The sequence below is a fragment of the Caulobacter sp. GW821-FHT09B08 genome (genome assembly GCF_059418225.1).
The window spans coordinates 174,432-200,548 of sequence record NZ_JBWKPL010000002.1; the positions used below are offsets into that span (position 1 = coordinate 174,432).

The window sequence follows — 26,117 nt, forward strand, 5'->3', positions numbered from 1 at the left end:
AGCCTAGCGGCGGGCGCGAGTCGCGTCGTCACTTCTCCACGGCCGCCAGGATGTGCTCGGTCAGCAGCTTTTCCGAGATGGCGTGCGGCTGGCGGACGTTGAAGTTGGTGGTGGTGATCACCGCCACCAGGTCCAGGTCCGGCACGATCACCACCTTGTTGCCGCCCGTGCCGCTCATCGCCCAGGCCTTGTGCCCGGCAAAAGTCTGGAGCCAGATCAGATAGCCGTAGTCGGTGTCCGGCCGGGCGTTGGCGTGGGGGCTGGTGGCGGCCTTGACGAAGGCGGCGGGCAGCAGCTGCTTGCCATTCCACTGGCCGCCATTGGCGTAGAGCTGGCCCAGCTTCAGCAGGTCGCGACTGGTCAGGCCCAGGCCGCCGCCGCCCTGGGCCAAGCCCAGGGGCGAGAACTGCCATTCTGGCTTGTCGATGCCCAGCGGTCCGAACAGGGCCTTGTCTGCGAAGACCTGCAGCGGTTCGCCGACCGCGCCCTGGACAACCGCGCCCAGGGTGGTGACCCCGGCCGTGCAGTAGCTGAAGGCCCGGCCGTAGGGCGAGGCCTCGGGGCGCGGCGCCCAGGCGGGGAAGCCGCGCACGGGCAGGTCGCGATAGAAGCCGACCCAGTCCTCGATCAGGTACATCCGCTCCTCGTTGCCGCGCGAATACTCGTTGTCGTCGTCGCATTCGGCGATGGAGCTCATGGTCAGCAGGTCCTCGACCGTGACCTTGTCCTTGCGCGGATCGGGATTGGCGACCGGCTGGCGGTCCTTGACGTAGGCTAAGATCGGCGCGTCGACGCCGGGCAGGGCGCCCTTGGCGATGGCCGCGCCGGCCAGCATGGCGGTGACGGTCTTGGTGGTGGAGCGGGTGTTGCGGCGGGTCTGGGCGTCGCCGTCGTAATAGGCCTCGAACACCGTCCTGCCGTGGCGGGCGATCAGGACGCTGGTGATCTGCTGGAACTGGCCGGCCTTGATGGCGGCGGACATGGCCTGGAGTTTTGCGTCCGACATTCCCTCGGCGGCCGGGGCGGCGACGGGCATGTCGGCCGGGGCGGCGTGGGACGGCGCGGACGCCAGCAGCAGGGACGCGGACAGGGACAGGGCAAGCAACGGACGCTTCACGAACAGGACCTCCAAGCGGAACTGTTTCCCGTCTAGACCGTGGCCGCGCCCTCGTCTTGGACGGCTGAAACATCGCCCCTTCGACCGCACAGCCTGGCGAACTCACCGGGGGTGACGCCGTAGGCGCGCAGGAACTGGCGGTTCAGGTGGCTCTGGTCGCAAAAGCCGGCGGCCAGGGCGATCTCGCCGATGGGATCGCGGCCGCGCATGAGGAGGTCGGCGGCGCGCTCCAGCCGCCGTGCGCGCAGCCGCTCGCCCGGCGCCGCGCCCAGCCAGCGGCGATAGCCGCGCGCCAGGTGGACCGGGTGCACGCCCGCCGCCCGCGCCAGGTCGGCGACGGCGATGGGCTGGTCGAAGCTGTCGGCCAGGAAGGTCTCGGCCAGGGCCAGCCAGGACGGCGGATGGTCGCCGTCGACGATGGGGGCCATGGCCTGGCTGGCCAGCTCCAGGCCCAGGCTCTCCAGCGTCACCGTGTCGGCGTCGCGGGTGAGCACGGTCCGGGTCAGCCGCAGGGCCGCGCGGCGGGCGGCGGGGCCGGTCAGGCGCAGGGCGTCGATGGCGGTGCGGGGCGAGGCCTGGGAGAGGTCGCGCCACACGGCCGCCTCGAAGCTGACGGCCAGGAAGTAGCCGCCGACGTCGACGAAACGGTCGCGGTGGACCACGCCCGGCGGGTTGTAGACCAGCACCGGACCTTCGGTTTCCGGGCCCCAGGCGGTGGTCATGTAGCGGCCATGGGTGGCCAGCACGAAGTGGGCGTCGTCGTGGCTGTGCTCGTCGACGTGCTCGGCGCGCTTGGTCGCCAGCAGGTGGGCGACGCGCACCCCCGGCAGCTGCCGCTCGACCGTCGGCGCGCCGTAGAACCGTCCGCTGGCGAAGGCGGTTCTGGCCGAGGTCACGTCAGCCCAGCTTCTCGGCCGCCCAGGGGGCGAAATAGGTGATGATCCCGGCCGCGCCGGCGCGCTTGAAGGCGGTCAGGCTTTCCATGACGGCGCGGTCGTGGTCGATCCAGCCGTTCTGGGCGGCGGCCTTGATCATCGCGTACTCGCCCGAGACCTGGAAGGCGTAGGTGGGCATGCGGAACTCGTCGACCAGGCGGCGCAGGATGTCCAGATACGGCATGCCCGGCTTGACCATGACCATGTCGGCGCCCTCGGCGATGTCGAGCGCGACCTCGCGGATGGCCTCCTCGGTGTTGGCCGGGTCCATCTGGTAGGTCTTTTTGTCGCCCTGGCCGGCCGAGAGCTTGGCCGAGCCGATGGCGTCGCGGTACGGGCCGTAGAAGGCCGAGGCGTACTTGGCGGCGTAAGACATGATCATCGTGTCCTGGAAGTTCGCGCCTTCCAGGGCGGCCCGCAGCTTGCCGATGCGGCCGTCCATCATGTCGGACGGGGCCAGGATGTCGGCGCCGGCTTCGGCCTGCATCAGGCCCTGTTCGATCAGGCGCTCGATGGTGGGGTCGTTGAGGATGCGGCCGCCCTCGACCACGCCGTCATGGCCGTGGTCGGTGAAGGGGTCCAGGGCCACGTCGCACATGATGCCGACCTCGGGGGCGGCGTCCTTCATGGCCTTGACCGCGCGGGGAATGACGCCGTCCGGATCTGCGGCGATGGAGCCGGTCGCGTCTTTCCGCGCGCCGTCGATGTGCGGGAAGATGGCGATGGCGGGGATGCCCAGGTCGCGGGCGCGGACGGCGGCCTTGGCGGCTTCCTTGACCGACAGGCGCTCGACGCCGGGCATCGAGGCCACGGGGATTACGCTTTCGCCCTCGTGCACCACCATCGACCAGATCAGGTCGGACGGTTCCAGCGTGGTCTCGCGGACCAGGCGGCGGGTCCAGTCGGCCTGGCGCAGGCGGCGCAGGCGCGTGGCGGGGTAGGGGGCGAGCGGGGGCGTGGTCATGTCCCCGGTGTCGCGCGGGCGGCGGCGCGAGGCAAGACGGTCCGGCGACGTAAGGGGCGGGATTTCGCCGCCCCCTACGCCTTCGGTCCGGCTAGACGGGGTGGTCGGGCTTGCAGGGCGTGCTGAGCATTTCCTGCACATAGGGCGTGACCACGCCGCTGGTGTAGACTTGGCCGGTGCAGCTATCGATGCGGGTGCCGACGTGCTGGGTGTAGGTGTCGTCGGAGAAGTAGAACGTCACGGTGTGATCGCGCGGCACGGCGACGGCGGCCGGAGCGCTGATCAGCATGACGAGGGCGGCGACCGCGCCGCCGATCTTCAGGGCCTTCGAGAAATGGGTCATGTAGCCTCCAGGTTGTGACGCTGGAGGTTGCTGGCCGTCGTCGATTCTCGTCAAGCGATCCTGATGGCGGCAAGCTCGCCTTTTCGGATCTTGCCGTCCTAGCCGGCCGAGCGGTCGTTGCTGGCGGTCTCGCCGTCGATGCGGCGCCAGGTCTGGGCCTTGCAGATCAGGCCGCCCAGGACGCAGCCCTTGGCCTTCATGGTGCGCGAGTCGACGAATTCGGCCGTGCCGTTCAGGGTGACCTTCAGGGTCGGCACATAGACCTTGCCGCGCATGTTGCCGTGACCGGTCGGCTCGAAGTCGCGCAGCAGCTGCTGACCGACCAGGGTCTTCAGGCCGCTCTTGCGCGCGTCGGCCTCGGCCTTGGGGCTGGCATAGACCACCGTGCCGCAAGTGCTGTCGCCGCAGTCGCGGATCGCGACACGGACATTGTCCTTGGGACCGGTCCACACGCCGAGATCGGCGGCCTGGGCCGGAACGGACACAAGGGTGAACAGCGCCGCGAGCGCGGCGAAAGCAGCAGTGAACTTACGCATGACGAAAATACGACGCCTCCGATAGGCGCCATCTGATACCGGGCAAGTGGCCGATCAAGGGCGGTGCGGCATTTGGTTCCCGCTTTTGTTGCGATGCGACATTCAAAATCATCGGGTGAGGTATGATTGACACAGTCGGTGGGGCGGGGCAGGTCAGCCGCTAAAGATTGATGAAGGGGCTTAGTTTGCTCCTCGGGGAGGTTTTGGCGCATGGATTTCGCTCTCAGTGACGATCAGATTGCCATCCAGGACATGGCCTCGAGCTTCGCGGCGGAACGTCTTGCCCCCAAGTCCGCCGAATGGGACGAGAAGAAGCACTTTCCCGTCGATGTGCTGAGGGAAGCCGCCGCCCTGGGTTTCGCCGGCATCTATGTCCGGGACGACGTCGGGGGCAGCGCGCTGTCGCGCCTCGACGCCTCGATCATCTTCGAGGCGCTCAGCTACGGCGACGTGTCCAGCGCGGCCTTCGTCAGCATCCACAACATGGCCTCGTGGATGATCGACCGGTTCGGCTCCGACGACCTGCGCCAACGCTATCTGCCGCGCCTGACGACCATGGAGCTGATCGCCAGCTACTGCCTGACCGAACCGGGCGCTGGGTCGGATGCGGCCAACATGCGCACCACGGCCCGCCTGGACGGCGACCACTATGTGCTGAACGGCGGCAAGGCCTTCATCTCGGGCGGCGGGGTGTCGGACGCCTATGTCGTCATGGCCCGCACGGGCGGCGACGGCGCCAAGGGCGTCTCGGCCTTCGTGGTCGAGAAAGGCGCGCCGGGCCTCAGCTTCGGCGCCAACGAGCGCAAGATGGGCTGGAACAGCCAGCCGACCGCCCAGGTGAACTTCGACGACTGCCGGGTGCCGGTCGAAAACCGCATCGGCGACGAGGGCGACGGCTTCCGCTTCGCCATGATGGGCCTGGACGGTGGGCGGCTGAACATCGCTTCGTGCTCGCTGGGCGGGGCGGCCTTCGCGCTCGATACGGCCAAGGCGTATCTGGAGACCCGCAAGCAGTTCGGAAAGCCGCTGAAGGACTTCCAGGCCCTGCAATTCAAGCTGGCCGATATGGCCACCGAGCTGGAGGCCGCTCGCCTGATGGTGCGCCGCGCCGCCCACGCGCTGGACAACAAGGACCCGGCCGCCACCAAGCTCTGCGCCATGGCCAAGCGCTTCGCCACCGACGCCGGCTTCCAGATCGCCAACGACGCCTTGCAGCTGCACGGCGGCTACGGCTACCTGCAGGACTATCCGCTGGAGCGCATCGTGCGCGACCTGCGGGTGCACCAGATCCTGGAAGGCACCAACGAGATCATGCGTGTGATCATCGCGCGCGAGATGTTCCGGGCGTAGCAGCGTCGTGATAGTCTGACCATATGTGGTCAGAACGGGAGCCTTTCCATGCGTGAAGTCGGCGTGCTCGAAGCCAAAACCCATCTGTCGGCGCTGCTGGACGCTGTCGAGCGAGATGGGGAGACCGTAACCATCACCCGCCACGGGCGTGCGGTGGCCCGATTGTCGCCTACTCGGACGAGCAATGTCTCGCGGACCCATCGACGTTCGGGCAAGGACCTCGTGGCGGAATTCGAGCGTCTGCGCGCGAGCATAGCGGCTGAAAACCCCGAAACAAATGACCTGACCTGGGAAGAGCTGAAGCGCATGGCGCGCGAATGACCTCGGTCGTCCTTGACGCCTCTGTTGCTCTGGCTTGGATGCTCAAATCGCAATCAACACCCGCCGCGACGGCGTTTCTGAGCAATGGCGACGATCGAACGTTCCAGGTTCCCGCCATTTTCGAATGGGAAGTGCACAACGTCCTGCTTTCGCTGGAGCGCCGCGGCGCTTTGCCGGAGGCAGACTACCGACAGGCCCAATCGATCTATGATCGCTTGGACTTGAACTTCAACGAGCTAGCCATCGACCTGCGGGACCTTGCCGATTTGGCTCGAAGAGCGGGTCTCAGCCTGTTCGACGCCGCCTATCTGGCTTTGGCGCTTGACGAAAGATGGCCGCTTGCGTCTCGCGACGCAGCGCTTCTAAGAGCCGCCGCCTCGGCCGGTCTCGAATGTTTCGACCTGCGAGCAGGAAACTAGATGAACGACCAACCCGAAGTCCTCGTCCGCGTCGAGAAGAACGTCGGCCGCCTGACCCTCAACCGGCCCCAGGCGCTGCACGCCCTGACCCAGACCATGTGCGAGATCATGATCGGCGCCCTGCTGGACTGGCAGGAAGACCCCGAGATCTACATGGTCATCATCGACCACACCGGCGAACGCGGGTTCTGCGCGGGCGGCGACATCCGCATGCTGGCCCACAGCGGGGCGGGCGACGGCAAGGAGGCGCGGGCCTTCTTCCACACCGAATACCAGCTGAACCATCTGCTGTTCACCTACGACACTCCAGTGGTGGCGATCCTGGACGGCGTGGTGATGGGCGGCGGCGTGGGCATCTCGATGCCGGCCCACTACCGCATCGCCACCGAGCGCACGACCTTCGCCATGCCCGAGACCGGCATCGGCCTGTTTCCCGACGTCGGCGGCGGCTGGTACCTGCCGCGCCTGCCGGGCAAGGCGGGGCTGTGGCTGGCCCTGACGGGCGCGCGGATCAAGGGGGCGGACTGCCTGCGCCTGGGCATCGCCACCCACTTCGTCGAGTTCGGCGCCGTCGAGGGGCTGAAGAAGGCCATCGTCGCCGATCCGCGCCGCATCGAGGAAACCCTGAAGAAGTACCGCGCCGACGCCGGCAAGGCGCCGCTGGTCAGCTTCGAGCAGGATCTGAACCGCCTGTTCGTCGGCGAGAGCGTCGAGCAGATCTTCGAATTCCTGGAGGCCGACAGCAGCGACTGGGGCAAGGCCCAGCTGGCGACCATGAAGACCAAGTCGCCCCAGACCCTGAAGGTGGCCTTCCGTCAGCTGGAGGCCGGGGCGGCGATGACCGACTTCGCCGACAACATGACGATGGAGTACCGGATCGGCGCGCGGGTGGTTCAGAAGCACGATTTCATCGAGGGCGTGCGGGCCGTGATCATCGACAAGGACAACGCGCCCCGGTGGGATCCGGCCAAGCTTGAAGACGTTACGGACGCGATGCTGGACGAGATTTTCGCGCCTCTGCCGGCTGATCAGGAATGGTCGCCGCTGACGTAGCGTGATTGCTGCGCTAGCTTGCCGCCAACGAGAAGACGTCGTCGGAAGGATTATCATGCGTAAGCCGCTACTCAGCCTCGTCGCCGCGCTCGCCCTTGCGGGCTGCGCCACCACGCCGATGGGGCCCGTCGCGCCGCCGCCGCCTCCGCCGCCGTCCGATGCGCCTGCCGCGATTCCCGCCAACATCGCCGCGGCCCTGTCCGATCCGGCGCGTCCGGCCGCCGACATGGTGCGCGACGAGAACCGCCTGCCGGGCCAGACCCTGGCCTTCGCCGGCGTGAAGCCGGGCGCCAAGGTCGCCGACCTGATCCCGGGCAGCGGCTATTTCACCCGCATCTTCTCCAAGGCGGTGGGGCCCAAGGGCCACGTCTACGCCTATGTGCCGGATGAACTGACCAAGCTGGCCAAGCGCGAGCCGGCCGTGAAGGCCATCGCCGCCGACCCCAACTACAAGAACGTGTCGGTGATCCTGAACACCCTGCCCAACTTCACCGCCCCGGAGAAGCTGGACCTGGTGTTCACCGCCCAGAACTATCACGACATGCACGACAAGTTCATGGGCCCGGCCGACCTGTCGGTGGTCAACCGCCAGGTGTTCAAGGCCCTGAAGCCGGGCGGCGTCTATCTGGTGCTGGATCACTCGGCCGAGCCGGGTTCGGGCCTGCGCGACACCGAGACCCTGCACCGCATCGACGCCGAGGCCGTGAAGCGGGAAGTCACCGCCGCCGGCTTCATCTTCGAGGGTGAGAGCCGCGTGCTGCGCGATCCGTCCGACACCCGCAAACAGAGCGTCTTCGACCCGTCGATCCGCGGCAAGACCGACCAGTTCATCTTCAAGTTCCGCAAGCCGGCCGGGGCACGCTAAGACTGGGCGCATCGGGACAAAACAGATCGTAATCCCGGACCAGCGCGCCGCGCCCAGGTCCGGTAACGACCATAAGAGCCGCGCCCCACGAGGCGCGGTTCGCATTTTGGGAGCAGGGGCATGACCCGCATCGCCTTCATCGGCCTGGGCAACATGGGCGGCGGCATGGCCGCCAACCAGGCCAAGGCCCAGCACCATGTCAGCGCCTTCGACCTGTCGGCGGCGGCGGTCGAGAAGGCCGTGGCGGCGGGCTGCCACGCGGCGGCCTCGGTGGCCGAGGCGGTCAAGGACGCCGAAGTGGTGATCACCATGCTGCCGGCCGGTCCGCACGTGCGGAGCGTCTATGGCGAGCAGATCCTGGCCGCCGCGCCCAAGGACGCCCTGCTGATCGATTGCTCGACCATCGACGTGGAGAGCGCCCGGGCCGTGGCCGGGCAGGCGAGGGCGGCGGGCTTCCGCTTCGCCGACGCGCCGGTGTCGGGCGGCATTATGGCCGCCGAGGCTGGTACGCTGGCCTTCATGGTCGGCTGCGACGCGGACGATTTCGCGCAGGTCGAGGCGGCCCTGGCGCCGATGTCGCGCGTGACCATCCACGCCGGCGACCACGGGGCGGGGCAGGCGGCCAAGATCTGCAACAACATGCTGCTGGGCGTCTCGATGCTGGGCACGTGCGAGGCCTTCGCCCTGGCCGAGAAGCTGGGCCTGGGCGCCGACCGATTCTTCGAGATCGCCGGCAAGTCGTCGGGCCAGTGCTGGTCGGTCTCGACCTATTGCCCGGTGCCGGGCGTGGGACCCTCGACTCCCGCTGACCGGAACTACGAAGGCGGCTTCGCCACGGCGATGATGCTGAAAGATCTGAAACTGGCCCAGGAGGCGGCCGCCAAGGCCGGGGCCTCGACCCCGATGGGCGCACAGGCCGAGGCGCTCTACGCCCTGTTCGACGCCAACGGCTTTGGGAACAAGGACTTCTCGGCCGTTCTGCAACTACTGCGGGGCCGCATCGGCGAACTCAACTGATGCGTTCCAGGCGCGAACCGCTCGCAAGTGGCCGTGTTCATTGGCGAAGTCGGGGTGTCCGTTCGCGCGGATGGCGCCATTAGGTATACGCCCCTATGTGGACAGGGGGGCTGGTGAGTGCGAAAAGCCGAGCCTTGAGAAGGGAACCGATCGGACCCGTCCGGCCCGTCGGATAAAAAGACCATGGACTACAAAGCCGCGTTCCAGAGCGCCGTCGACCAGATCCGCGACGAAGGCCGCTACCGGGTGTTCGCCGATGTGAAGCGCCATCGCGGCGCCTTCCCGCGCGCCACCTGGACCCGTCCGGACGGCGGCGAGAGCGAGATCGTGGTCTGGTGCTCGAACGACTATCTGGGCCAGGGCCAGAACCCTGTGGTGCTGGACGCCATGCACCAGGCGATCGACGACCACGGCTCCGGCTCGGGCGGCACCCGCAACATCTCGGGCACCAATCACCACCATGTCGAGCTGGAGGCCGAGCTGGCCGACCTGCACGGCAAGGAAGCCGCGCTGCTGTTCACCTCGGGCTACGTTTCGAACGAGGCCAGCCTGTCGGCGCTGCAGAAGATCCTGCCAGGCCTGATCATCTTCTCCGACGCCCAGAACCATGCCTCGATGATCGCCGGCATCCGCAACGGCGGCTGCCAGCGGCACATCTTCAAGCACAACGACCTGGCGCACCTGGAAGAGCTGCTGATCGCCGCCCCGGCCGACGCGCCCAAGCTGATCGCCTTCGAGAGCGTCTATTCCATGGACGGCGACATCGCCGACATGGCCGGCACCGTGGCCCTGGCCAAGAAGTACGGCGCCATGACCTATCTGGACGAGGTCCACGCGGTCGGCATGTACGGCCCGCGCGGCGGCGGCGTCGCCGAGCGCGACGGCCTGATGGACCAGATCGACATCATCGAAGGCACGCTGGGCAAGGCCTTCGGCGTGATGGGCGGTTACATCACCGGCGACGCGGTGGTGGTGGACGCCATCCGCCTGGTGGCCTCGGGCTTCATCTTCACCACCTCGCTGCCGCCCGCCCTGACGGCCGGCGCCCTGGCTAGCGTGAAGTACCTCAAGCAGCACCCGGAGGTCCGCGAGGCCCATCAGGAACGCGCCGCGACCCTGAAGGCCATGATGAAGGCCGCCGGCCTGCCGGTCATGGAGAACGACAGCCACATCGTGCCGGTGCTGGTGGGCGATCCCGTGCACACCAAGCTGATCAGCGACATGTTGCTGGCCGACCATGGCGTCTATGTGCAGCCGATCAACTACCCCACCGTGCCCCGCGGCACCGAGCGCCTGCGCTTCACCCCCACGCCGTTCCATACCGACGACATGATGCGCAAGCTGGTCGGGGCGATGGAAAAGCTGTGGGCGCACTGCAATGTCGCCCGCATGGGCGGCCACGCGGCTTAGGTCGTTTCCTAAAGACTTGCCCCCACCTGGCGGCTGCGCCGCCTGTCCGCCCCCGTAGGGGGCGGAGTTCGCGCTAGATGGGCGGCCTCGCTGACGGAATTCTTCCCCCTATGGGGGAAGACGATCGCGAAGCGATCCGTAGGGGGCAAGTGGCAGTAAGCTACCGACCCCGCATCTTCCCCTTGCCCAGCCCGATCGACTTGGCGAAGTCCGAGCGCCGCTCGGCATAGGCCGGGGCCACCATCGGATAGTCGCCGGGCAGCGACCACTTCCGCCGGTATTCCTCGGGGCTCATGTCGTAGTGGGTGCGCAGGTAGCGCTTGAGCATCTTCAGCTTCTTGCCGTCTTCCAGGCAGACGATGTAGTCGCGCTGCACCGAGCGGGCGACCGGTACGGCCGGCTTGGCGCGCTCGGCGGCGGGCGCGGCCTCGGACGAACCCAGGGCCGACAGGGCGCCATGCACCGAGCGGATCAGGTCCGGAATGGCGGTGCGGGCCACGGTGTTCTGCGCCACATAGGCGGCCACGATGCTGGCGCTGAGACCCAGGATGTCGACGTCGTCTTCGGTTTCCGCCTCGCCGTACGCCATTGCCATGCCTGCTCCATCCATCCGTCGCTCGGCTTGGAAGTCACCAAGTCGGCCGGCGCGCCGGTCACACCGGCGCCGTTTCCAGCGCAACGCATCGTCCCGCCGCGTGGTTCCCGGATTGATCGTGGCGCGAAGGGGGGTAAAGAGAGCGCGACCGACTCCCGCCGAGTCCGACCCCATCAGTCTCCCAGCTCCAGGAGAGCGCCCATGACCGCACCGGCCAACAACATCACCGCCGACAAGAGCGCCTTCTTCGGCGCCGATCTGGCCGCCGCCGACCGCGACATCTTCGACCGCATCGGCCTGGAGCTGAACCGCCAGCAGAACCAGATCGAGCTGATCGCTTCGGAGAACATCGTCAGCCGCGCGGTGCTGGAGGCCCAGGGCTCGATCCTGACCAACAAGTACGCCGAGGGCTATCCGGGCAAGCGCTACTACGGCGGCTGCGAATATGTCGACGAGATCGAGACCATCGCCATCGAGCGCGCCAAGCAGCTGTTCGGCGCCGGCTTCGCCAACGTCCAGCCGCACTCGGGCTCGCAGGCCAACCAGTCGGTGTTCATGTCGCTGCTGCAGCCGGGCGACACCTTCCTGGGCATGGACCTGGCCGCCGGCGGCCACCTGACCCACGGCTCGCCCGCCAACCAATCGGGTAAGTGGTTCAAGCCGATCTCCTACACCGTGCGCCAGCAGGACCAGCTGATCGACTACGACGCGGTGGAAGAGATCGCCAAGGCCAACAAGCCCAAGCTGATCATCGCCGGCGGCAGCGCCTACAGCCGCCAGATCGACTTCGCCCGCTTCCGCCAGATCGCCGACGAGATCGGCGCCTATCTGATGGTCGACATGGCCCACTTCGCGGGCCTAGTGGCCGGCGGCGTGTTCCCCAGCCCCATCCCGCACGCCCACGTCGTGACCACCACCACCCACAAGACCCTGCGCGGTCCGCGCGGCGGCATGGTGCTGACCAACGACGAGGCCATCATCAAGAAGGTCAATTCGGCGGTGTTCCCCGGCCTGCAGGGCGGTCCGCTGGAGCACGTGATCGCCGCCAAGGCCGTGGCCTTCGGCGAGGCGCTGCAGCCGGCCTTCAAGGCCTATGCCCAGCAGATCATCGATAACGCCCAGGCGCTTTCGACCGCGCTGCAGACCCAGGGCGTCAACATCGTCTCGGGCGGCACCGACAGCCACCTGATGCTGGTGGACCTGCGTCCCAAGGGCGTGACCGGCCGCGACGCCGAGCACAGCCTCGAGCGCGCCCACATGACCTGCAACAAGAACGGCGTGCCGTTCGACACCGCGCCGTTCACCGTCACCTCGGGCATTCGCCTGGGCACCCCGGCGGGCACCACCCGCGGCTTCGGCACGGCCGAGTTCACTCGCGTGGGCCAGCTGATCGGCGAGGTCGTCAACGGCCTGGCCGCCAACGGCCCGGACGGCAACGCCGAGGTCGAGGCCAAGGTGCGCGAGGAAGTCCTGGCCTTGACGGCCCGGTTCCCGATCTACAACTAATAGGCCTGCATCAGGCGGGAGGGCCTAGATCATGCGCTGCCCGTTCTGCGGCCACATGGAAAGCCAGGTGAAGGACAGCCGCCCGTCGGAAGACGGGGCGGCCATCCGTCGTCGTCGGCTGTGCCCGGAGTGCGGCGGTCGCTTCACCACCTTCGAGCGGGTGCAGCTGCGCGAGCTGACCATCGTCAAGCGTTCGGGCCGGCGTTCGCCGTTCGACCGCGAGAAGCTGGTCCGCTCGATCTCGCTGGCCATGCAGAAGCGTCCGGTCGATTCCGAGCGCATCGAGCGCATGGTCAACGGCATCGTCCGCCAGCTGGAAAGCCAGGGCGAGACCGAGCTGCAGTCGTCCACCGTGGGCGAAATGGTGATGAAGGCGCTGAAGGCGCTCGATGACGTGGCCTATGTCCGCTACGCCTCGGTCTATCGCGATTTCCGGGAAACCAGCGATTTCGCGAAGTTTCTGGGGCAAGAAGGCTTGAGCGACGTCGCCGAAGACGAGCTATAGGCGCATTCTACGATTCGTTTTTGCGGCGCCGCTGTCCGGCGCCCAGTGACCGGCCCCGCCGGGGAGATTTCAAAGGACTATGGTGGAAGAGAAGATTCGCCTGCTGATCGTGGAGGCCCGACGCTATTCGGGGCTTTCCGACGCCTTGCTGCAAGGCGCGGCTCAGGCGATCGACGCCCAGGGCGCCGAGTACGACGTGATCACCGTGTCCGAGGCGATGCAGATCCCGACCGCCGTCGCCCTGGCCGAGGAGGCCGGTCACCGGCCCGTCGGCGTGCGCTACGATGGCTTCGTGGCGCTGGGCGTGATCATCAGCGGCGAGACCTATCACTCCCAGATCATGGCCAACGAGACCGCGCGCGGCCTCAACGACCTGTCTTTCGGCAAGCGCCTGGCCATTGGTTACGGCGTGGTGACGGTTGAAGAGGAAGATCAGGCCTGGGTCCGGGCTCGGCCGTCCGAGGGGGATCGCGGCGGCAAGGCCGCTCAGGAGTGTCTGGAGATCATCGGATTGAAGCGTCAACTGCTGGGGCAAGCGCGATGAGCCGGGGCGATCGCGTCCAGCCGCGCTCGGTGGCCCGCCTGGCCGCCGTGCAGGCCCTGTACCAGATGGAAGTGTCGGGCGTCGGCGTCGACGCCGTCGTGCGCGAGTTCTCCGAGCACCGCTTCGACCGCGACGTCGACGGTCCGGAAGGCGATCGCCTGGCCCAGGCCGACGAGACCTTCTTCGCCGAACTGGCCAAGGGCGTCGTCGCCCACCAGGCCGCCGTCGACCAGGCCATCGTCAAGCGCCTGGCCTCGGGCTGGAAGCTGGAGCGCCTGGACGCCACGGCCCGCGCCGTGCTGCGCGCCGGGGCCTACGAGCTGATGCATCGCCCCGACGTGCCCAAAGAGGTCGTGATCGACGAATATGTCGAGATCGCCAAATCCTTCTTCGAGGGGCCGGAATCCGGCTTCATCAACGGCGCCCTGGACGCCATCGCGCGTGACGCCAGAAGCTGACGACGACTGGTTCGACGACGAGCCGACGGCCGAAGCGCCGGCGGTCGACGACGCATGGTTCGACGAGGCCGCCACGCCCGCCGCCGCGCCGCCCGTCGACGAGTTCGGCCTGATCGAGCGCCTGCTGCGGCCGCTGACCCGCGACGACGACGCGGCGCTGAAGCTGCTGGACGACGCGGCCGTGCTGCCGTCGCGTCCGGGCTACGACCTGGTGATCACCAAGGACGCCATGGTGGCCGGGGTTCACTTCCTGGCCGGCGAGGACCTGGACGTGGTGGCCAAGCGGCTGCTGCGCACCAACCTGTCGGACCTGGCCGCCAAGGGCGCGGTTCCGTACGGCTACTTCCTGGCCGTGGGCTGGCCCTCGGGCACCACCCTGACCGACCGCGAGACCTTCGCCCAGGGCCTGGCCGAGGACGGCGAGCTCTACGACATCAGCCTGCTGGGCGGCGACACGGTCACCACCTCGGGCCCCATGGTGGTCTCTGGCACATTCCTGGGCTGGGTCCCCAGCGGCGACGCAGTGCTGCGCAAGGGCGCGCGGGCCGGCGACCGTCTGATGGTGTCGGGCACCATCGGCGACGGCTGGCTGGGCCTGCTGGCCCACTGGGGCGAGGTCGAGGATCCCGACGGTGGCCTGGTGCGCCGCTATCGCCTGCCGCCGCCGCGCCTGGCCATCCGCGACCCGCTGCGGGCCTATGCCCGCGCCGCCGCCGACGTGTCGGACGGCCTGCTGGCCGACGCCGGCCATATCGCCAAGGCCAGCGGCCTGCGGGTCAAGGTCGACCTGGACCGCCTGCCGCTGTCGCCTGGCGCCCGCAACTGGCTGGGCGCCCAGCCCGAAGCCGGCGAGGCGCGCATGTCGCTGGCCTCGGGCGGCGACGACTACGAGATTGTCTGCGCCATCGACCCGGGCGACGTCGCCGCCTTCCAGGCCGCTTCCGTGGCCGCGGGCGTGCCCGTGCGCGACATCGGCGAGTTCGTGGAAGGCGAGGGCGTCTGCGCCCTGTTCAAGGGCAAGGACATCACGCCCGAACGGCTGGGCTGGCTGCACGGGTAGGGTGTTTCTACGCTTCCTTGGGTTGAGTTTCTCGGTGGCTTCACAACTACGGTGAAGCTATACGAGCTTCATGAAACCGCCGATCATGTACAAGGCGCCGCGGCCTCCGTTGCTCTTGAAAAGCGCGCCTCGGTTCTCCGAAGTCTATTGGTGCGATTTCGCCATCTCGAACATCCTGCCGGAGTTCGATGATCGGCATCCCGCGATCATAGTCCGCTCAGGCGGCAAGCTGACCAATCCCCATATCGTCGTGCCGCTCACCAGTCGCGACCACGAAGGCGACGTTTTCGCGCACAGGCTTTCAGTCAATCCGATAACGGGTAGAGACGGCAAAGCCTCGTGGGCGATCTGCAATCATCTCTACACCGTGGCTAGCGAACGGTTGGCGCCCGTGATGCATCCGAAGCATCGCCATTCTGTCTATCCCAAGGTCGGGGCGGAGGACATGCGCGCGATCAGTCTGCTGGTACGCCGGGCGCTGCACACGCTCTTGCTTGCTGGTCTTTCGTGAACGCGCCGATCTACGGATTGTTGAAATTTCCACCTTTTCGAACTATCTACCTTCTACGGCCCTGAGGCCGCGGGACTTCGGTCCGCGCTCCCGAAAGGGAGCAAGTCATAAAAGCCGGGCACTTTCGGGTGCTCGGCTTTTTTGTTTCGGGCGACCTGACGATGTTGGTGCAGCCCGCCCCGGGGCCTGCCCGGAAACCAAACCTCAAGCCTTCTTGGTTAAAGGCTCGGGCATGACCCGTCCGTCGTCCATCGCTCGCCGCGCCGTTCTGGCCGCTTCGCTCGCCCTGCTGACGGCGACGCCCGCCTTCGCCGGTCACGGCAAGAAGGAAGGCGAGGGCGAGGCGAAGGCCGATCCGGTCATCAAGCTGCAGTCGATGGCTTTGCCGATCATCGCCGACGGCCAGTTGGTGAACTACGTCTTCGTGCAGTCGACCATCACCCTCAAGCCCGAGGTGCTGGTCACGGTGTTCGAGGGCAAGGAGCCCCTGCTGCGCGACGCCATCGTGCGCGAGGCCCACACCAAGCCGTTCGTCCGCCCCGACAGCTACGTCGCCCTGGACGAAGGGCGTCTGAAGGGCTCGATCCTGCGCGAGACCAACCGGCTGATCGGGCCGGGCAAGGTGGCCCTGGTGACGATCGTCAAGCAGACCCCGCGCAACTTCGTGCCGCCTCCGGCCAAGCCCGGGACGCAGGCGAGGCCGACGCCGCGGCCTCAGCCCGCCGGCGACGCCAACCTCGTTCCCTAGGCCTCAGCGCGCCTTTCGCCGCCGAAACTCGCTGAACGCCGTTCCCGCAAGCGGTTGACACCCTGCGGCCATTTGGCACTGTCGTCGTCTTGGCGCCGGTGTCGGCGTCATCAGGGAGCATCGAGGGGGCAAGAGGCCATAGGCCCGCCCGCCGTGCGCGGCTGGGGCCGGTCTTTCGCGACCGTATCCCGCCGAAACGGCGACCCTCTCGTGATGGAAACGCGAAAGAGGGCGAGATACCGATGAGTTCTTGGCTTTATGTGGCCATTGGGGCCGGGCTGCTGGCGGTGCTGTACGGCGCCGTGCAGACGGCGTCGTTGATGCGGGCGTCGCCCGGTAACGCGAAAATGCAAGAGATCGCCTCGGCGATCCAGGAAGGGGCCCAGGCCTATCTGAACCGCCAGTACACGACGATCGGCATCGTCGGCGTGGTGGTGATCGCCCTCCTGGGCTTCTTCTTCAAGTCGTGGGAACAGCCGGTCGGCTTCGCCCTGGGCGCGATCCTGTCGGGCGCGGCCGGCTTCGCGGGCATGCTGATCTCGGTGCGCGCCAACGTCCGCACCGCTCAGGCCTCGTCCGAGAGCCTGGGGGCGGGCCTGAAGATGGCCTTCACCTCCGGCGCCGTGACCGGCATGCTGGTGGCGGGCTTCGCCCTGATCGGCGTGGCCGGCTACTACGCCGTGCTGCTGCAGACCGGCCACGGCGGCACCGACCGCGTGGTGGTCGACTCGCTGGTGGCCCTGGGCTTCGGCGCCAGCTTGATCTCGATTTTCGCCCGGCTGGGCGGCGGCATCTTCACCAAGGGCGCCGACGTGGGCGGCGACCTGGTGGGCAAGGTGGAGGCCGGCATTCCCGAGGATGACCCCCGCAACGCCGCGACCATCGCCGACAACGTGGGCGACAACGTCGGCGACTGCGCCGGCATGGCCGCCGACCTGTTCGAGACCTATGCGGTGACCACGGTGGCCACCATGGTGCTGGCGGCGATCTTCTTCCGGGGCACCGAGGCGGTGACCTCGATGATGCTGCTGCCGCTGGCCATCTGCGCCGTCTGCATCGTGACCTCGATCATCGGCTCGTTCGCCGTGCGCCTGGGCAAGAAGCAGAACATCATGGGCGCCCTCTATCAGGGCCTGATCGTCACCGGCGTGCTGTCGATCCCGGCGGTCTATTTCGTGATCCACCAGCTGGTGCCGACCGCCGTGACGGTGGGAACGCGCACCTTCGACGCCAACAGCCTGTTCCACTGCGGTCTGGTGGGCCTGATCGTCACCGCCGCCATCGTGGTGATCACCGAGTACTACACCGGCACCAACTTCCGCCCGGTGAAGTCGGTGGCCCAGGCTTCGGTCTCGGGTCACGGCACCAACGTGATCCAGGGCCTGGCCATGTCGCTGGAGTCCACGGCCCTGCCGGCCCTGACCATCATCGTCGGCATCCTGGTGACCTATAACCTGGCGGGCCTGTTCGGCATCGCCATCGCCACCACCACCATGCTGTCCCTGGCCGGCTTCATCGTCGCCCTGGACGCCTTCGGCCCCGTCACCGACAACGCCGGCGGCATCGCCGAAATGGCCGGCTTGCCGCCGGAAGTCCGCGTCACCACCGACGCCCTGGACGCCGTGGGCAACACCACCAAGGCCGTCACCAAGGGCTACGCCATCGGTTCGGCCGGCCTGGGGGCTCTCGTGCTGTTCGCCGCCTATACCGAAGACCTGAAGTTCTTCTCGGCCCACGCCGAGCCGGGCAGCTTCTTCGACGGCATGGGCGCCGTGACCTTCGACCTGTCCAACCCCTATGTGGTGGTCGGCCTGCTGTTCGGGGGGCTGCTGCCCTTCCTGTTCGGCGGCATGTCGATGACGGCCGTGGGCCGGGCGGCCGAGTCGGTCGTGGCCGAGGTGCGCCGCCAGTTCCGCGAGAACCCGGGCATCATGACCTACCAGACCAAGCCCGAGTACGGCAAGGCCGTGGACATCCTGACCAAGGCCGCCATCCGCGAGATGATCGTGCCGTCGCTGCTGCCGGTGGTCTCGCCGGTGGTGCTGTTCTTCGTGATCCAGGCCATCGCCGGCAAGGTCGACGCGTTCGCCGCGCTGGGCGCCATGCTGATGGGCGTGATCGTCACCGGCCTGTTCGTCGCCATCTCGATGACCAGCGGCGGCGGCGCCTGGGACAACGCCAAGAAGGTGATCGAGGAAGGCTTCACCGACAAGGACGGCGTCCTGCACAAGAAGGGCGGCGACACCCACAAGGCCGCCGTGACCGGCGACACTGTCGGCGACCCCTACAAGGACACCTCGGGTCCCGCCGTGAACCCGATGATCAAGATCACCAACATCGTGGCCCTGCTGCTGCTGGCGGTCCTGGCCCACGGCTGATCCGGAAAGATCGGTCCAGACATGACGACGCCCCGGAGGTTTCCCTCCGGGGCGTTTTCATTTGTCGCGCTGTCGCGCCGCTTAGCTGCGGCGGCCGTCGCGGTGATCCCAGCGATCGTCACGGTCGTGGCGCTGGACTTGGATCTGGCGGCTCAGACGGTCGAAGCGGGCGTCCAGGTCGGCGCGCTCGCGCATCGACAGGCCGTTGGACCGGCGATAGCTGACCTCCAGGCGGGCGATCGAGCGGAACTCGGCGCGCAGGCGGGTGGCTTCGACGCGGGTCAGCGAGCCGTTGCGGACGCCCACGTCGATGCGGCGATCCAGGTTGGCCTGGCGCTGGTTGATCGACTGCCACGGGGCGGCCTGGGCGGCCAGGGGAGCGGCGGCGACGGTGGCCAGGGCGGCGATGGCGAGAAGAGTGCGTTTCATGTTCTTGGTCTCCGACGATAATCTGTCGGGCGCCCGACGCGTCCGATGGAGGCCATAAAGCGCCACCTCACCTGAACGTTCCCGGAGCGCGCGGTTATGTTCCGTTCATGTGGCGGGATGTCGCGGGCCCAGGAGGGAAGCGCGTGAACGGAACGGCGCCGTGGCCGTTCTCCCCCTGGGGCCAAGCTTGTCGGTCCCGAGGCGGGGAGCGACGGGTGACGCTGCAACAGGGACTGTCCTTTGGCCTGATCGGCGCGACCGTTCTGTGTTTCGTCTGGGGGCGGTGGCGCTACGACCTGATCGCCCTGGGCGCTCTGGCCGTGGGCGTGGTCTTCGGCCTGATCCCCATCAAGTCGGCCTTCGACGGCTTTTCCAACGACATCGTCATCATCATCGCCAGCGCCCTGGTGCTGAGCGCCGCCATCGCCCGCTCGGGCCTCGTCGACACCCTGATGGCGCCGCTGCTGCCCCACCTGAAGGACGAGCGCACCCAGGTTCCGGTGCTGTCCACCGTCACCACCGTGCTGTCGATGGCCACCAAGAACGTCGGGGCCCTGGCGCTCATGATGCCCTCGGCCCTGCGCATCGCCCGGCGGACCGGGGTGTCGCCCAGCCGCCTGCTGATGCCGATGTCGTTCGGCTCGCTGGTGGGCGGGCTGGCGGTGTTGGTCGGCACCTCGCCCAACATCATCGTCTCCGAAGTGCGGCAGGAGGCGCTGGGCAAGCCGTTCGCCATGTTCGACTTCATGCCGGTGGGCGGGACGCTGGCGGTTCTGGCGATCGTCTATCTGTCGTTCGCCTATCGCCTGCTGCCCAAGGGGCGGGCGGCGGCCATCGACATCGACGCGGCCCTGGCCGCCAACGCCTATGTCACCGAGGTCGAGATTCCCGAGGGCTGGGTGTTCGAAAGCTCGCGGGTCGCCGACCTTCAGAAGGCCGCCGAGGACATGGTGGCCGTCGTGGCCATACTGCGCGGCCGCCAGCGGATCGCCTCGCCTCATCCCAACCGCAAGATCCTGCCGGGCGACGTGTTGCTGCTGGAGGGACAGCAGCAGCGACTGAACGAACTGATCGTCAAGGCCCGCCTCAAGCTCAGCGACGCCCAGCGGCCGGTGGTCATGGACGAGCCGACCGACGAGGTGCGGGTGGTCGAGGCGGTGATCGGCGCGGAGTCCGACCTGATCGGCCAGACCGCCCGCAGCTTGGCGCTGAACCACACCTATGGCGTCAACCTGCTGGGCGTCAGCCGGGCCGGCTACCGCATGGCGGGCCGTCTGGCGACGGTGCGGATGAAGGCCGGCGATATCCTGGTGCTGCAGGGCGCCGAGCAGCAGCTGCCGAACGCCCTGCAGGCCCTAGGCTGTCTGCCCTTGGCCGAGCGGGAGGTGCGGTTGGGCGGCTTCCGTCACGTCCTGCTGCCGACGGCCATCCTGGCGGTGGCCATGCTGCTGGTGGCGTTCGGCGTCCTGCCGGTGGCGGGCGGCTTCTTCGCCGCCGCCGTGCTGGTGGTCGCCACCGGGGCGCTGCGGATGCGCGAGGCCTACGCCGCCCTCGACGCGCCGGTCCTGGTGCTGGTGGCGGCCCTGATCCCGGTCAGCGACACGATCCAGGCCAGCGGCGGCGCCGACCTGATCTCCGCCTGGCTTTCGGGTGTGTTCCACGGCCTGCCGCCGCTGCTGACCCTGACGGCGATGATGGCGGTGGCCATGGCCGCGACCCCGTTCCTCAACAACGCCGCCACGGTGCTGATCGTCGCGCCCATCGGCCTGGGTCTGGCCAAGCATTTGGGGCTGAGCCCCGATCCGTTCCTGATGGCCGTGGCGGTGGGGGCGGGGTGCGACTTCCTCACGCCCGTGGGCCACCAGTGCAACACGCTGGTGCTGGGACCGGGCGGCTATAGGTTCGGGGACTATGCGCGGCTGGGCGCGCCGCTGACCCTGCTGATCCTGCTGGTCGCGCCGGGCCTGATCGCCCTGGTCTGGCCCTTCGCGGGCCGCTGATCAGTAGACTTCCTCGGGATTGAAAGCGCCGTCGACCGCGTCCTCGGCGCCCCGGCGCTCTTCGCCCTGGTAGTCGTAGTCGATCCTGCGCCGGCGGCAGGGACCGAAATAGGCGCCGGCCCGGATGAAGTCGCGCGGATTGTTGATCACCTCGTTGAGGCGATGCAGCACGCCCTTGGCGGTCAGCGGCTTGGCCAGGAACTCGGTCACCCCGGCCATGCGGGCCTCGTCCAGGCTGGCGCGGGTGGCGTGGCCGGTGACCATGATGATCGGGGTGTAGGGATTGCTGCTGGCCGGCGAGGTGCGCACCCAGCGGATGAAGGCCAGGCCGTCGACCGGCTGCATCATCAGGTCGGTGAAGATGATGTCGACTTCGTTCTCGGTCACGGCCTTCAGGGCCGCGACGCCGTCGGCGGCCGTGAGGATTTTCCGCACGCCGAGCGATTTCAGGATGGTGCCGATGATTTCGCGCATGGGCGCGTTGTCGTCGATGATGAGCACCGTCAAGGGACGCAGATCGGGCGCGCTCAAAACTCAAGTCCCCCAAGCAAGCTTCACGCGCGGCGTTACGCCGCGACCACCTTGCCTGAGAGGTTGCACGAGTCGTCGTTGAGAAACCGTTGATACCACGCCAGATTGTCGCGGTATTTCAGGTGCTTATGTTTAACGCGCGGTACGGCTGCGCTTGAGCGCGGCCTAGCGGCGGTCCTGCGGACGGTTGCCCGGGACGTCTTCGTCGTTGTTGGGCAGCATGCCGCCGCGACCGACGTTGCCCAGCAGCTGCTCGAGGATGGTCATCTCGCGGCCGCGGGTCGGGGTCTCGTGGCCGTTATAGGCGATGACCTTGCCGTCCTTGAGCGTGTAGGTGTCGACCGAGGCGACCTTCTCGTCGGCCGGATTGAACTTGATGGCCACCACGTCGCGCTTGATCACGCGCGGCTTGTAGAAGGCCACGCGGTCGGTGGTCTGCGAGATGTAGTACCAGGCGTTCGTGTCGAAGGTGGAGGTGGCCGAGGGCGAGCCCAGCTTCTCGGTGACCGTCGACTTGCTGTCTTCGCCGATCTTCATGTCGGCGGGCTTGGCCTCGATGGCCTGGAAACCCGAATAGCTCGTCAGCGGCGTGCAGGCCCCCGTAACGGCGGCGAGGCCGATGACGACGGCGGCGAGAACGGCGGGACGAGACATTGAGGCTCCGAAACCTTGAGCAGGCTGACTTTGACCTATCGCCCGCGCGGGCTTAGTTCAATGGTCCGCGTGGATCGAAGGCGTAACTAGTTCCGTGTCGCGGCGAAATCGAGGCGAAGTGATGTTTCTGGACCGGCTGCTCAAACCCAGGCCCGCCAAGGCGGCGGGCGCGAAACTGTATGCCTCGGCGGTGGCCCAGGCCCGCTCGGAGGTCTTCTACGCCCGGATGGGCGCGCGCGACTCGATGGAGGGGCGGTTCGAGTTGTTCACCCTGCACGTGGCGCTGCTGCTGGAGCGGATGAAGGGGCAGGACGAGTCGGTGGCCGAGGTGGCCCAGGAAACCTTCAACGCCTATACGCGCGGCCTGGACGACGCCTTCCGCGAGATCGGCGTGTCCGACACGGCGGTCGGCAAGAAGATGAAGAAGCTGGTCGGCGCCTCCTATGGCCGCCTGAAGGCGTTCGACGAGGCGGCCAAGGCCCTGCCGGACCGGTCGGTGCTGAGCGCGGCCCTGGCCCGCACGGTGTTCGAGGAGCGCGAAGGCTGCGAGGTCGAGGCCCTGACCGACTATGTGGTGGCCGCCCGCGACGGCCTGGCGGCTCAGCCGCTGGAGAGCCTGATCCAAGGAGAGGTCCAATGGCCGAAGGCGTGATCGATTCCTGGCCCAGCGAGGTCTCCCTGGGACGGGTCAGCCGCGGTCCCGTGGACCTGCGGCTCGAGCCCGACGCGGCCGCCTTGGCGGCGATCGCCAAGCAACTGGGCCTGGTGGCGGTGGAATCCCTGACCGCCGAGATCTTCCTGCGCCCCTGGATGGACGGCGCGGAAGTCTCCGGCCTGATCCGCGCCCGCGTGACCCAGGTCTGCAGCGCCACGGCCGACGAGTTCGAGGAGCCGGTCGAATCGCGGTTCAGCGTCCGGGTCCTGCCCGCCGATAGCGAATACGCGCCTCAGGACGAGGACAGCGGCGGCGAGCTGGGCATCGATCCGGAGGGCGACGACCCGCCGGACGTGCTGGAGGGCGAGATCGTCGATGTCTCCGGCTATGTGATCGAGCACCTGGCCCTGGAGCTGGATCCGTTCCCGCGCAAGCCCGGCGCGGTGTTCGTCCAGCCGCCCGAGCCTGTGGAGCTTTCGCCCTTCGCCAAGCTCAAGAGCCTGAAGATCGTCCCCGAGGCCGGCGGGGAAGGGGGCTGAAATGGCCCTTTCGTTCCGCTTGCGCGATATTCTCGCGGCTGTATCGTCCCGCCGCCTTGCCAAGCACCCCCTCGAACGGGCGGTGCGCCGCTCCAGGAGCCGATAGCGCCTCGTGCCCCAACCCGTAGTCATTTCGATCGACGCCATGGGCGGAGATCACGGCCCGTCCGTGATCGTGCCGGCCGTGGCCATGGCGGCCAAGAGCCTGCCCGACGTCCGGTTTCTGCTGCACGGCGACGAAGCCCAGCTGAACGCCCAACTGGCCAAGCACCCCGGCGCCAAGGCCGTCAGCGAGGTGCGCCACACCGACAAGGCCATCTCCATGGAGGAGAAGCCCGCCCAGGCCATGCGCCGGGGCAAGGGCTCCAGCCTGTGGAACGCGGTCGAGTCGATCCGCGCCAACGAGGCCGCCGCCGTCGTTTCGGCCGGCAACACCGGCGCCCTGATGGCGATCTCCAAGCTGATCCTGCGCATGGGGGCCAATCTGGAGCGCCCGGCGATCGTGGCCAGCTGGCCGACCATGGCCGGCGTCTCGGCGGTGCTGGATGTCGGCGCCAATGTCGAGAGCGACGCCAAGCAGCTGATCGAGTTCGCGATCATGGGCGCGGCCTTCCACCACGCCGTGCACGGTTCGCACCGTCCGACCGTGGGCCTGCTGAACGTCGGCTCCGAGGACCAGAAGGGCCATGAGGAGGTGCGCGAGGCGCACGCCATCCTCAAGGAAGCCAAGCTGGACTTCGACTATCGCGGCTTCGTCGAGGGCACCGACATCGCCAAGGGCACGGTCGACGTGGTGGTCACCGACGGCTTCACCGGCAACGTGGCCCTGAAGACCGCCGAGGGCGTGGCCCGGTTCATCTCCGCCGAGATCAAGACCACCCTGACCTCCGGCCCCCTGGCCATGCTGGGGGCGGTGATCGCTTCGGGCGCGTTGAAGAAGATGCGCCGACGCCTGGATCCGGGCCGGGTCAACGGCGGTCCGCTGCTGGGTCTGAACGGCATCGTGGTCAAGAGTCACGGCGGCGCCGACGCTCTGGGCTACGCCTCGGCGATACGCGTGGCCGTCGATCTTGCGCGCAGCGATTTTTCGGCTGAGATCGACCGCAATCTGAAACGCCTGACCGAGACCGACCTTACGGCCGGCGCGGAGGGCAAGGCCGAAAGCGTGTCGGACGCCGAAGGCCAGGGAGCTTCCGAGTGAGCGTAATTCGTAGCGCCGTCACGGGCGTCGGGGCCTATCTGCCGGAAAACGTCGTCACCAACAGCCAGTTGGCCGAGACGGTGGACACCAGCGACGAGTGGATCGTCGAGCGCACCGGCATCCGTCAGCGTCACAAGGTGGCCGACGACCAGCCCGTTTCGGACCTGGCCTGGCGCGCCGCCGTCCAGGCGCTGGAGAAGGCCGGCAAGACCGCCGCCGATGTCGACCTGATCGTCGTGGCCACCACCACGCCGGACATGACCTTCCCGGCCACCGCCACCATCGTCCAGCGCAAGCTGGGCGCGCCCATCGGCATCGCCTTCGACGTCCAGGCCGTGTGCTCGGGCTTCGTCTATGCGCTGAGCGTCGCCGACGGCTTCGTGGCCCGGGGCCACGCCAAGTGCGCCCTGGTGATCGGGGCCGAGGCCATGACCCGGCTGATGGACTGGAACGACCGAGGCACCTGCGTGCTGTTCGGCGACGGCGCCGGGGCGGTGGTGCTGGAACCGCGCGAAGGGCAGGGGACCACGGCCGACCAGGGCATGCTGGGCTTCGCCTTGCGCGCCGACGGCACCAAGCAGGAGCTGCTCTATGTCGACGGCGGCCCGTCGACGACGGGCACGGTCGGCAAGCTGCGCATGCTGGGCAACCAGGTGTTCAAGCACGCGGTGGTCAACATATCCGAGGCCATCTTCTCGGCCGCGGCGGCGGCGGGCGTCACCGTGCCCGAGGTGGACTGGTTCATTCCCCACCAGGCCAACCAGCGTATCCTGGCCGGCGTGGCCCATCGCTGCGGCATCGACGAGCACAAGGTGATCTCGACGGTGGCCCAGCACGCCAACACCTCGGCCGCCTCGATCCCGCTGGCCTGGGCGCAGGGAATCGCCGACGGTCGCATCAAGCCGGGCCAGCTGTTGCTGCTCGAGGCGATGGGCGGCGGCCTGACCTGGGGCGCCTGCGTGGTGCGCCTTTAGGCCCAAGCTTGGCCGTTTTTGCCCGCTAGCTTGCGCTATCGTCTGAAGTCCTGCCGCTCAGCCTTTGACTCCATGCGATAATCGCGGCATGCAGGCTTGAGTTGATGAGAGCGCGTTGCAGAAACACGGGGCTCGACCCTGTCGGACGCGCGCGCTCTGGGGTTTGTCAATCCAGCGTAAGGGGGCGTCATGAAAGGCGCGACATTGACCCGGGCCGATCTCTGCGAGGCGGTCCACGAGGAAGTCGGTCTGACCCGCCAGGACTGCGCGGGTCTGGTGGAACGCACCCTGGATCTGGTGGCCGAGGCCCTGGAAAAGGGTGAAACGGTCAAGCTTTCCGGCTTCGGCGTCTTCCAGGTTCGCGACAAGCGGGCCCGGATGGGACGCAATCCCAAGACCGGCGAGCCGGCCGAGATCGAGCCCCGCCGAGTGATCGGCTTTAGGGCCTCGCAGGTCATGAAGGCGCGAATCGACCGCGCCCTCGGCGGCTAAGAAGGAT

Annotated in this window: 30 protein-coding genes; 21 read left to right on the forward strand and 9 right to left on the reverse strand. The window is 67.9% G+C overall.

Translation table 11 applies throughout. The annotated features are described in order from the left end of the window. Positions 1 to 28: 28 nt before the first annotated feature. The 5 genes from AC07OA_RS07190 to AC07OA_RS07210 all read right to left on the reverse strand — a co-directional run bounded on the left by AC07OA_RS07190 (position 29) and on the right by AC07OA_RS07210 (position 3,895). The gene (locus AC07OA_RS07190) at positions 29 to 1,117 is read right to left on the reverse strand and encodes a serine hydrolase domain-containing protein (protein ID WP_494663105.1); all 1,089 of its coding nucleotides are present in this window, start codon (positions 1,115 to 1,117) and stop codon (positions 29 to 31) included. Between the two features lie 32 nt (positions 1,118 to 1,149). Next, a complete protein-coding gene (locus tag AC07OA_RS07195; RefSeq protein ID WP_494663106.1) occupies positions 1,150 to 2,013 on the reverse strand; it encodes a helix-turn-helix transcriptional regulator in 864 nt (287 codons plus the stop codon). Between the two features lies 1 nt (position 2,014). Further along, positions 2,015 to 3,016 carry a porphobilinogen synthase gene (hemB, locus tag AC07OA_RS07200; RefSeq protein WP_494663107.1) on the reverse strand — a complete coding sequence of 334 codons (1,002 nt, stop codon included), beginning with the start codon at positions 3,014 to 3,016 and terminating at the stop codon, positions 2,015 to 2,017. Positions 3,017 to 3,107: 91 nt separating this feature from the next. Beyond that, positions 3,108 to 3,359: a DUF6289 family protein gene (locus AC07OA_RS07205; protein WP_494663108.1), complete on the reverse strand. Its 252-nt coding sequence runs from the start codon at positions 3,357 to 3,359 to the stop codon at positions 3,108 to 3,110. 98 nt (positions 3,360 to 3,457) lie between these two features. Further along, on the reverse strand, positions 3,458 to 3,895 hold the full coding sequence (locus AC07OA_RS07210) for a DUF2147 domain-containing protein (protein ID WP_494663109.1): 438 nt from the start codon (positions 3,893 to 3,895) through the stop codon (positions 3,458 to 3,460). A 210-nt stretch (positions 3,896 to 4,105) separates the two neighbouring features. Between AC07OA_RS07210 and AC07OA_RS07215 the strand changes: the two genes are divergently transcribed. The 7 genes from AC07OA_RS07215 to hemA all read left to right on the forward strand — a co-directional run bounded on the left by AC07OA_RS07215 (position 4,106) and on the right by hemA (position 10,330). Then, positions 4,106 to 5,245 (forward strand): isobutyryl-CoA dehydrogenase, encoded by a 1,140-nt coding sequence (locus tag AC07OA_RS07215; RefSeq protein WP_494663110.1) that lies wholly within the window; start codon positions 4,106 to 4,108, stop codon positions 5,243 to 5,245. A 48-nt stretch (positions 5,246 to 5,293) separates the two neighbouring features. After that, positions 5,294 to 5,566 (forward strand): type II toxin-antitoxin system Phd/YefM family antitoxin, encoded by a 273-nt coding sequence (locus AC07OA_RS07220; protein ID WP_494663111.1) that lies wholly within the window; start codon positions 5,294 to 5,296, stop codon positions 5,564 to 5,566. Further along, positions 5,563 to 5,985, forward strand: coding sequence for a type II toxin-antitoxin system VapC family toxin (locus AC07OA_RS07225; RefSeq protein WP_494663112.1), 423 nt, complete (start codon positions 5,563 to 5,565; stop codon positions 5,983 to 5,985). Before AC07OA_RS07220 ends, AC07OA_RS07225 begins: the two co-directional genes overlap by 4 nt. Beyond that, a complete protein-coding gene (locus tag AC07OA_RS07230; RefSeq protein ID WP_494663113.1) occupies positions 5,986 to 7,038 on the forward strand; it encodes an enoyl-CoA hydratase/isomerase family protein in 1,053 nt (350 codons plus the stop codon). Positions 7,039 to 7,093: 55 nt separating this feature from the next. Then, complete coding sequence (locus AC07OA_RS07235; RefSeq protein ID WP_494663114.1) at positions 7,094 to 7,903, forward strand: class I SAM-dependent methyltransferase; 810 nt, start codon at positions 7,094 to 7,096, stop codon at positions 7,901 to 7,903. 120 nt (positions 7,904 to 8,023) lie between these two features. Then, positions 8,024 to 8,920, forward strand: a complete 897-nt coding sequence (gene mmsB / locus AC07OA_RS07240; RefSeq protein WP_494663115.1) for a 3-hydroxyisobutyrate dehydrogenase — start codon at positions 8,024 to 8,026, stop codon at positions 8,918 to 8,920. A gap of 183 nt (positions 8,921 to 9,103) precedes the next feature. Further along, the gene (hemA, locus tag AC07OA_RS07245) at positions 9,104 to 10,330 is read left to right on the forward strand and encodes a 5-aminolevulinate synthase (protein ID WP_494663116.1); all 1,227 of its coding nucleotides are present in this window, start codon (positions 9,104 to 9,106) and stop codon (positions 10,328 to 10,330) included. A gap of 160 nt (positions 10,331 to 10,490) precedes the next feature. Here the strand turns inward: hemA and AC07OA_RS07250 are convergent, their stop codons facing one another. Continuing rightward, the gene (locus AC07OA_RS07250) at positions 10,491 to 10,925 is read right to left on the reverse strand and encodes a Ros/MucR family transcriptional regulator (RefSeq protein WP_494663117.1); all 435 of its coding nucleotides are present in this window, start codon (positions 10,923 to 10,925) and stop codon (positions 10,491 to 10,493) included. A gap of 201 nt (positions 10,926 to 11,126) precedes the next feature. On the opposite strand from AC07OA_RS07250, the gene glyA reads away from it, so the two are divergent. The 8 genes from glyA to AC07OA_RS07290 all read left to right on the forward strand — a co-directional run bounded on the left by glyA (position 11,127) and on the right by AC07OA_RS07290 (position 18,635). Then, on the forward strand, positions 11,127 to 12,431 hold the full coding sequence (gene glyA / locus AC07OA_RS07255) for a serine hydroxymethyltransferase (protein WP_494663118.1): 1,305 nt from the start codon (positions 11,127 to 11,129) through the stop codon (positions 12,429 to 12,431). 31 nt (positions 12,432 to 12,462) lie between these two features. After that, on the forward strand, positions 12,463 to 12,936 hold the full coding sequence (gene nrdR / locus AC07OA_RS07260; protein ID WP_494663119.1) for a transcriptional regulator NrdR: 474 nt from the start codon (positions 12,463 to 12,465) through the stop codon (positions 12,934 to 12,936). A gap of 79 nt (positions 12,937 to 13,015) precedes the next feature. Continuing rightward, positions 13,016 to 13,480: a 6,7-dimethyl-8-ribityllumazine synthase gene (locus tag AC07OA_RS07265; RefSeq protein WP_494663120.1), complete on the forward strand. Its 465-nt coding sequence runs from the start codon at positions 13,016 to 13,018 to the stop codon at positions 13,478 to 13,480. After that, positions 13,477 to 13,938 carry a transcription antitermination factor NusB gene (gene nusB / locus AC07OA_RS07270; protein WP_494663121.1) on the forward strand — a complete coding sequence of 154 codons (462 nt, stop codon included), beginning with the start codon at positions 13,477 to 13,479 and terminating at the stop codon, positions 13,936 to 13,938. The genes AC07OA_RS07265 and nusB overlap by 4 nt, the downstream gene beginning before the upstream one ends. Then, on the forward strand, positions 13,847 to 14,998 hold the full coding sequence (thiL, locus tag AC07OA_RS07275) for a thiamine-phosphate kinase (protein WP_494663122.1): 1,152 nt from the start codon (positions 13,847 to 13,849) through the stop codon (positions 14,996 to 14,998). The genes nusB and thiL overlap by 92 nt, the downstream gene beginning before the upstream one ends. Positions 14,999 to 15,068: 70 nt before the next feature. Then, a complete protein-coding gene (locus AC07OA_RS07280) occupies positions 15,069 to 15,509 on the forward strand; it encodes a type II toxin-antitoxin system PemK/MazF family toxin (RefSeq protein WP_494663123.1) in 441 nt (146 codons plus the stop codon). Between the two features lie 232 nt (positions 15,510 to 15,741). Next, the gene (locus AC07OA_RS07285) at positions 15,742 to 16,257 is read left to right on the forward strand and encodes a hypothetical protein (protein WP_494663124.1); all 516 of its coding nucleotides are present in this window, start codon (positions 15,742 to 15,744) and stop codon (positions 16,255 to 16,257) included. 242 nt (positions 16,258 to 16,499) lie between these two features. Continuing rightward, complete coding sequence (locus AC07OA_RS07290; RefSeq protein WP_494663125.1) at positions 16,500 to 18,635, forward strand: sodium-translocating pyrophosphatase; 2,136 nt, start codon at positions 16,500 to 16,502, stop codon at positions 18,633 to 18,635. A gap of 81 nt (positions 18,636 to 18,716) precedes the next feature. Here AC07OA_RS07290 and AC07OA_RS07295 read toward each other — a convergent pair whose 3' ends face one another. Continuing rightward, positions 18,717 to 19,064 carry a hypothetical protein gene (locus AC07OA_RS07295; RefSeq protein WP_494663126.1) on the reverse strand — a complete coding sequence of 116 codons (348 nt, stop codon included), beginning with the start codon at positions 19,062 to 19,064 and terminating at the stop codon, positions 18,717 to 18,719. A 215-nt stretch (positions 19,065 to 19,279) separates the two neighbouring features. Between AC07OA_RS07295 and AC07OA_RS07300 the strand changes: the two genes are divergently transcribed. Continuing rightward, positions 19,280 to 21,064: an SLC13 family permease gene (locus tag AC07OA_RS07300; RefSeq protein WP_494663127.1), complete on the forward strand. Its 1,785-nt coding sequence runs from the start codon at positions 19,280 to 19,282 to the stop codon at positions 21,062 to 21,064. Here AC07OA_RS07300 and AC07OA_RS07305 read toward each other — a convergent pair whose 3' ends face one another. Both AC07OA_RS07305 and AC07OA_RS07310 read right to left on the reverse strand, forming a co-directional pair. After that, positions 21,065 to 21,571, reverse strand: coding sequence for a response regulator (locus tag AC07OA_RS07305; protein ID WP_494663128.1), 507 nt, complete (start codon positions 21,569 to 21,571; stop codon positions 21,065 to 21,067). Positions 21,572 to 21,760: 189 nt separating this feature from the next. After that, complete coding sequence (locus AC07OA_RS07310) at positions 21,761 to 22,249, reverse strand: outer membrane protein assembly factor BamE (RefSeq protein ID WP_494663129.1); 489 nt, start codon at positions 22,247 to 22,249, stop codon at positions 21,761 to 21,763. 121 nt (positions 22,250 to 22,370) lie between these two features. On the opposite strand from AC07OA_RS07310, the gene AC07OA_RS07315 reads away from it, so the two are divergent. From AC07OA_RS07315 to AC07OA_RS07335, 5 genes are all read left to right on the forward strand, one after another. Next, a complete protein-coding gene (locus tag AC07OA_RS07315; protein WP_494663130.1) occupies positions 22,371 to 22,901 on the forward strand; it encodes a ubiquinol-cytochrome C chaperone family protein in 531 nt (176 codons plus the stop codon). After that, the gene (locus AC07OA_RS07320; protein ID WP_494663131.1) at positions 22,886 to 23,443 is read left to right on the forward strand and encodes a DUF177 domain-containing protein; all 558 of its coding nucleotides are present in this window, start codon (positions 22,886 to 22,888) and stop codon (positions 23,441 to 23,443) included. The genes AC07OA_RS07315 and AC07OA_RS07320 overlap by 16 nt, the downstream gene beginning before the upstream one ends. A 112-nt stretch (positions 23,444 to 23,555) precedes the next feature. Further along, positions 23,556 to 24,644 carry a phosphate acyltransferase PlsX gene (plsX, locus tag AC07OA_RS07325; RefSeq protein ID WP_494663132.1) on the forward strand — a complete coding sequence of 363 codons (1,089 nt, stop codon included), beginning with the start codon at positions 23,556 to 23,558 and terminating at the stop codon, positions 24,642 to 24,644. Next, positions 24,641 to 25,618: a beta-ketoacyl-ACP synthase III gene (locus tag AC07OA_RS07330; protein WP_494663133.1), complete on the forward strand. Its 978-nt coding sequence runs from the start codon at positions 24,641 to 24,643 to the stop codon at positions 25,616 to 25,618. The genes plsX and AC07OA_RS07330 overlap by 4 nt, the downstream gene beginning before the upstream one ends. 189 nt (positions 25,619 to 25,807) lie before the next feature. Beyond that, positions 25,808 to 26,110, forward strand: coding sequence for an integration host factor subunit alpha (locus AC07OA_RS07335; protein WP_012287059.1), 303 nt, complete (start codon positions 25,808 to 25,810; stop codon positions 26,108 to 26,110). The last annotated feature ends 7 nt before the right edge of the window (positions 26,111 to 26,117 follow it).